This window comes from Siphonobacter sp., from assembly GCF_048595215.1.
Lineage (GTDB): Bacteria > Bacteroidota > Bacteroidia > Cytophagales > Spirosomataceae > Siphonobacter.
The window spans coordinates 1-5,639 of record NZ_JBMDWJ010000119.1 but is presented as its reverse complement, the minus strand read 5'-3'; the positions used below and the strand labels follow the sequence as shown (position 1 = coordinate 5,639).

Below are 5,639 nucleotides of genomic sequence, written 5' to 3'. Positions count from 1 at the left end.
GCAATGCCGCCGGAACCAATCATCACGTAGCCTTCCGGGTTGCTAACGAAGCGATTCAAATGGAATTCAGGGAGAAAATCCTGCAGAGTGGCTTACAGATTACCTCCAAAATCAACCGGGATTATTTTTTCTCCCTGTACTTCCGCGAACCCGGGGGCGTCTTGTTTGAAATTGCAACCGATAATCCCGGTTTCACCGTTGACGAGCCATTGACGGAATTAGGAAGTCAGCTGAAACTGCCCCAACAATATGAAGGCTCACGGGCAAAAATAGAAAAAGGGCTGCCGCCGCTGGATACGAACTAAACGAGTTTAGGTGTTTCACTTACCGCTTGATTTACAACCTATTTCAGCGTTTAGCTAGCCTACCACTCCGGATTTGGTAAATAGTTTGTCAATCAACCGTATTCTTACCTTCTTATGAAAACGATTGGACTTTATGGATTTGGCCGGATTGGCCGGCAATTCCTACGAATCGCTCTACAGCACCAGTGGTTTGTACCCACCGCTATTGCGGACATTCGCGATGAACCTACCCTGGCCGCTTTGTTTGCCGTTGATACCAATTACGGTCGATGGCCGGAGCCCGTTTCGGGCAGTGAAGGTTTACTTACCATCGGCGACCGAAACATTCCCTACTACAATTCTGGGAAGGAAGTACCGGACTGGTCAGCTCTGGGCGTGGATCTGGTGGTGGACTGTACGGGCCGGGCTACAACACGGGCCGGAGCCCAGGTTCATCTGGATCATGGAGCGAAGTACGTACTCGTGAGTGCTCCTAGCAAAACGCTGGCCGATTGTGATGCGGTACTGCTAAAAGGGATCAATCTGGATACATTTGATGCCGCCAATCACCGGATCATTAGTATGGGGAGCTGTACAACCAATGCTCTGGCCGCCGTGGTCAAAGTGATCCTGGAAAACTTTGGCATCCAATACGGACTTTTCTCAACGGTTCACTCGTATACCAATTCCCAGTCACTCACCGACCAGCCCATGAAAGATCGCCGGGACTCCTGGGCGGCGGCGGAGAATATTATACCCTCGTCGTCGGGGGCCGCCCGGGCTCTTCAGTTCATCTGGAAAGACCTTCAGATCACGGGTAAGGCGTACCGCGTTCCCACCCGCACGGGGAGTATTGCCGAACTCAATCTCATTACCGAAAAGGATTGTACGGTAGCGGAAGTCAATGATGCGTTCCGGAAAGCGGCCAGTGATGGGCCTTTGCAAGGGGTAATGGATGTACTGGAAGATCAGTGGGCGTCCTCCCGAATCGTTGCCGACCCGCATTCGTCCATCGTCGACTTACCCCTGACGGCCAAAGAGGGCAAACTATTATCAGTAGCCGCCTGGTACGATAACGAGTGGGGTTTTTCCAATCGTTTGGCCGAGGTCGCCGCTTTTCTGCTGGAACGAATTTAAAAAACGATCCTTGTACTAATTTGAGAATTCCTTTGTGGGAAAGGCTCTGCAAAGAAGAGATTATGACTCCTTTGCAGAGCCTTCCCAGATTCGCGGTGGGTCCGATTGTATGTGCAAAACGCAAGGTTGTACAGTAAGCAGTTCAACTAGTATATATCTACTGTTGTCAGTCCATGACTTGTAGCTAGGTCTGGTTCGTTTCTCCACCCAATCACGTATAGGTGACCAAACGTATACGTTGGTTCCTGGTTAATCCCTAGCCTAATTTTCGTGGAAGCTCGTATCTTTATTGTGAGCTATTTTTGTTTGTGGCCACTTCTAACGAGCAGTGCTACTGCCGCTTCATCGAATGTATAACGATTGGCAAACCATTCAACGAATCAGTACGGGAAAACCTACGCGTTCAGTTCTTGTTTTGGGTCTGATTTTGTTCAGCTTATCGGCGATTGGACAGAACATCAACCGACCCATGGTCAATCAGTTGTTGCTTCAGTTACGCCAGAGTAAAGCGGACGAAAACCGGGTGCATGTGTTAATGGAACTTGGCAAGTTTCATATCTATAAGCCGGGGGAGGCCAAAATTGATTTAGATAGTGGACGAACCTATCTGAATCGGGCTAAAAAATTAAGCGACTCCCTGCACTTGTTAAGTTGGTACCATGATGCGGAAAGCATGCTGGTAGTGGCCGATCTGGAAGAAAGAAACACTCGGCAAGGGGAGCAACGGTTGCGGCAATTAATCCGTGATTGTCAGCGAACCGGCGATCGGCTGGGGGAGGCCAATACCCGCTTCAGGTGGGCCGTTTGGTTACGCAATAGTAGTGAGGATTACCAACCGGTCTTTGCTAATTTTCGTCAGGCGGCCGCCATCTATCGGTCTTTACCTAATCCTGAAAAGGAAACCAATGCCCTGAAAGAAATGGCCGATACCTATCTTTATCAGGGGGATCTGGACAGTGCGGAGGCGGGTTTGATTCATGCATTACATTGCTATAAGGCCATTAAATACCCGAAGCTTCATTACACCTATAATTCCTTGTCCAGTGTAGGTATCCTGAAGGGCGATTATGAAAAAGGCTTACGCTACGCTCTTCTTAGCATCGAAAACATGCATCAAACGGGCGATACGGCTTCCGCCGCCGCCTATTACAGTGACTTAGGGCGTATTTATGAGGAGACGGGCAACCATCCGAAAGCCTTAGAATGGTACAAAAAATCACTGGTGAAGTGGCGACAGGAAAAGTTAGCCAACTTCGCCATGTTTAACACCGCCGGATTCATTGCCAAGGATCTGATTGCCCAGCATAAACCGAAGGAGGCTCTTCAGTTACTGAAAAAACTGATTCAGGAAATACCCACCAATACATTCATTCAAAAAGCCTGTGTTGCTCAAAATTTGGCCTATTGTTACGATGCCTTGCATCAGTACCCCGTAGCCGAACACTATTACAAAGAAGCCCTCGCTTGGTACGAAAAGAACAAACTTGATTTCGAGGCTTCTCAAAAGGCTGAGCAGGACATTGGGACCTTTTATTTGCAGCAAAAAGACTTCGCAAAAGCTGATTTTCATCTTCGCAAAGCCCTGAGTTTTTCTCCGCAGAAAAACGCCCGTTCCACCATCAAAGATATTCACCTGCTCTTGTTTAAAGTGGATTCGGCTCGGGGGAATTACGTGTCGGCCATTCAACATTTCCGGCTGCACAAAGCGTTGAGTGATTCGCTGTTTAATGAAAAGAAAAGTAAGCAGATCGCCAGTTTGCAAATCAAATACGATACCCGAAAGAAAGAACAGGACATCGCCTTACTTCGCGAGCAAAGCCGCCTCCAGCAAAATGAACTCAGTCACGAACGAACAACCCGCAACAGCATCATCCTCGGGGCCGTTCTTCTGGCCGGATTATTAGGGGTGAGTTACCAGCAGTACCGGCTCAAGCAGCGGAGTAATCAGCTTTTACAAACGAAGCAGCTCGAAATCAATCGTAAAAATGATTCGCTGGAGCAAATTCTACTGGAGAAGGAAAATCTGCTGGAAGAAAAAGAATGGATGCTGAAAGAAATCCATCACCGGGTAAAAAACAACCTGCAGATTATTTCCAGTATGCTCAATACTCAGTTGAATTTTCTACAGGATTCTAACGCCCGCACGGCCATCAAGGATAGCCAGAACCGGGTACATGCCATGGCATTGATCCACCAGAAACTATATCAGTCGGAACATCTGGCTTTGGTAAACATGGCCGAGTTTATCCATGAAATCGTTGATTACCTGATGGAATCCTTTCCGCAAACGGAGAGCATCCGAACCAAACTGGATGTGTCGGGAATCCAAATGGATGTCGCTCAGGCTATTCCCATTGGGCTAATCATCAACGAAGCCGTGACCAACTCACTTAAATACGCCTTTCCCCACAATCGTCCGGGATTAATTGGGATACAACTACAGTGGGTACAACCGCATCAGTACCGCGTGAGGATTTGCGATGATGGCGTAGGCTTTCCCCAGGAGCTAAACCTTGAGGATGTACCCACGCTGGGACTAACCATGATCCGGGGCTTAAGTAGACAGATTGGAGCGGATCTGGTGATTAACCAAGCGAATGGGGTTGAGATTTGTTTAGAATTTGGCGGTACGCCCAAAACGGACCGGGCCAAAGAAAGGCAGGCAGTACTGGATAAGCCGCTTTAGCTATTAGTGGGTTTAGTATACCCGCTGATGTTTAATTTCTTCATCCGGGCTTCGAGTGTGGTGGGTTTTAAATTCAGTAGTTCCGCCGCACCGCCGTTACCCCGAATGCGATTGCCTGATTTAGCCAAAGCCGCCAGAATAGCCGCCCGCATGGTTTTTTCAATGGGTTGTACCTGCTCTGCCGAAGGGCTGGAAAAAACCGGTACGCCCGATAAGGGACTTGTGCGTAAAGGTTCCGCCAGTTCCAGCGTAGCGGTAGGGGATAGGATGGCGGCTCGTTCCAGGACGTGTTCCAGTTCACGGATATTGCCCGGCCAGTCGTAGGTAAGCAGTTGTTGGAGGGATGTATTGGCGATACTCGTCAGTGGTTTGCCCAGTTTTTTACTGAGACGTCGGAGAAAATGCATGGCTAAGGGACGAATATCCTCGGGTCGCTCGCGGAGGGGCGGCACGACAATGGGGAATACGGCCAGACGGTAGTACAAATCGGAGCGAAACCGCCCATCGGCTACTTCCTGCTGTAAGTTTCGATTCGTGGCGGCAATGATTCGGGTGTCGATCTTGATCGGGCCTTTACCCCCCAGCCGTTCAATTTCTCGTTCCTGAATGGCCCGTAGTAGTTTCGCCTGTAATTCAAGTGGAAGCTCCCCGATTTCATCGAGAAACAGGGTACCGCCATTCGCTAGTTCAAACTTGCCAATCCGCTTTTCAGTGGCCCCGGTAAAGCTTCCCCGCTCGTGCCCGAATAACTCAGACTCAATCAATTGAGCTGGTAAGGCGGCACAATTGACCTTGACAACCGTTCGGCCTTGTCGCGTAGATCGGTTGTGGATAGCTCGGGCTACCAGCTCCTTACCCGTTCCCGTTTCACCCAAAATCAATACCGTTGCGTCGGTTCGGGCTACTTGACTAATATGCGTGAACACGGCTTGTAAGGCAGAGCTGGAACCAATAATCTCCTCGAAATTATGGCTGGTCTTGATCTCTTCGGTGAGGTACGTTTTTTCGAGTTCGAGCTGCTCACTCAGGGTTTTAATGCGTTCAAAAGCCAGTAGGTTTTCCAGGGCCATTCCCATCTGAACGCTAATATCCTGTAAGGTACTGAGGTCTTTGTAGGTGAAGGCATAGGGTGCCCGACTGGCCAGTACCAGCGAGGCCATGGCCTGATCTTTGATAAAAATGGGCACGTACATGACCGAAGGTAAACCCAGTTTCTGGTACAGATCACTCACGGCATTACCAGAGGGACCATCGGTAAACTGGCCCCCAACGCAAAGGGTAGGTTTGATGAGCCAGTAGGGCATATCAGCTAAGGCTTGTTGCCAGTCGGCGGGCTGTATACCGTTTCGCAGGCCGAGTTCTTGCTCGGTTACGGTCACAAAAACGCCGGCTTCTTTCTGAGCTATACTCGTCACGGAAACCGTTTCCGGAGCTGGACCAACCCGGTACAGAGCGACCATATCCACGGGCATTCGTTCGTTGATACTACCCGCCACCTGGGCCAGAACCGAACGTACATCACTACCATTTCG

General features: G+C 49.6%; 3 protein-coding genes and 1 pseudogene. 3 read left to right on the top strand and 1 reads right to left on the bottom strand.

Going from position 1 to position 5,639, the window contains the following annotated elements; translation table 11 throughout:
- The 3 genes and pseudogenes from ACOJTG_RS07015 to ACOJTG_RS07005 all read left to right on the top strand — a co-directional run.
- A pseudogene (locus ACOJTG_RS07015) lies at window positions 1-305 on the top strand (ring-cleaving dioxygenase); the annotation flags it as partial.
- A 114-nt stretch (window positions 306-419) separates the two neighbouring features.
- Window positions 420-1,421 (top strand): type I glyceraldehyde-3-phosphate dehydrogenase, encoded by a 1,002-nt coding sequence (locus ACOJTG_RS07010; RefSeq protein WP_420153148.1) that lies wholly within the window; start codon window positions 420-422, stop codon window positions 1,419-1,421.
- Between the two features lie 349 nt (window positions 1,422-1,770).
- Window positions 1,771-4,107, top strand: coding sequence for a histidine kinase dimerization/phosphoacceptor domain -containing protein (locus ACOJTG_RS07005; protein WP_420153147.1), 2,337 nt, complete (start codon window positions 1,771-1,773; stop codon window positions 4,105-4,107).
- On the opposite strand, the gene ACOJTG_RS07000 is transcribed toward ACOJTG_RS07005, so the two are convergent.
- The coding region (locus ACOJTG_RS07000; protein ID WP_420153146.1) for a sigma 54-interacting transcriptional regulator at window positions 4,104-5,639 on the bottom strand (1,536 nt) is incomplete at its 5' end. The genes ACOJTG_RS07005 and ACOJTG_RS07000 overlap by 4 nt on opposite strands.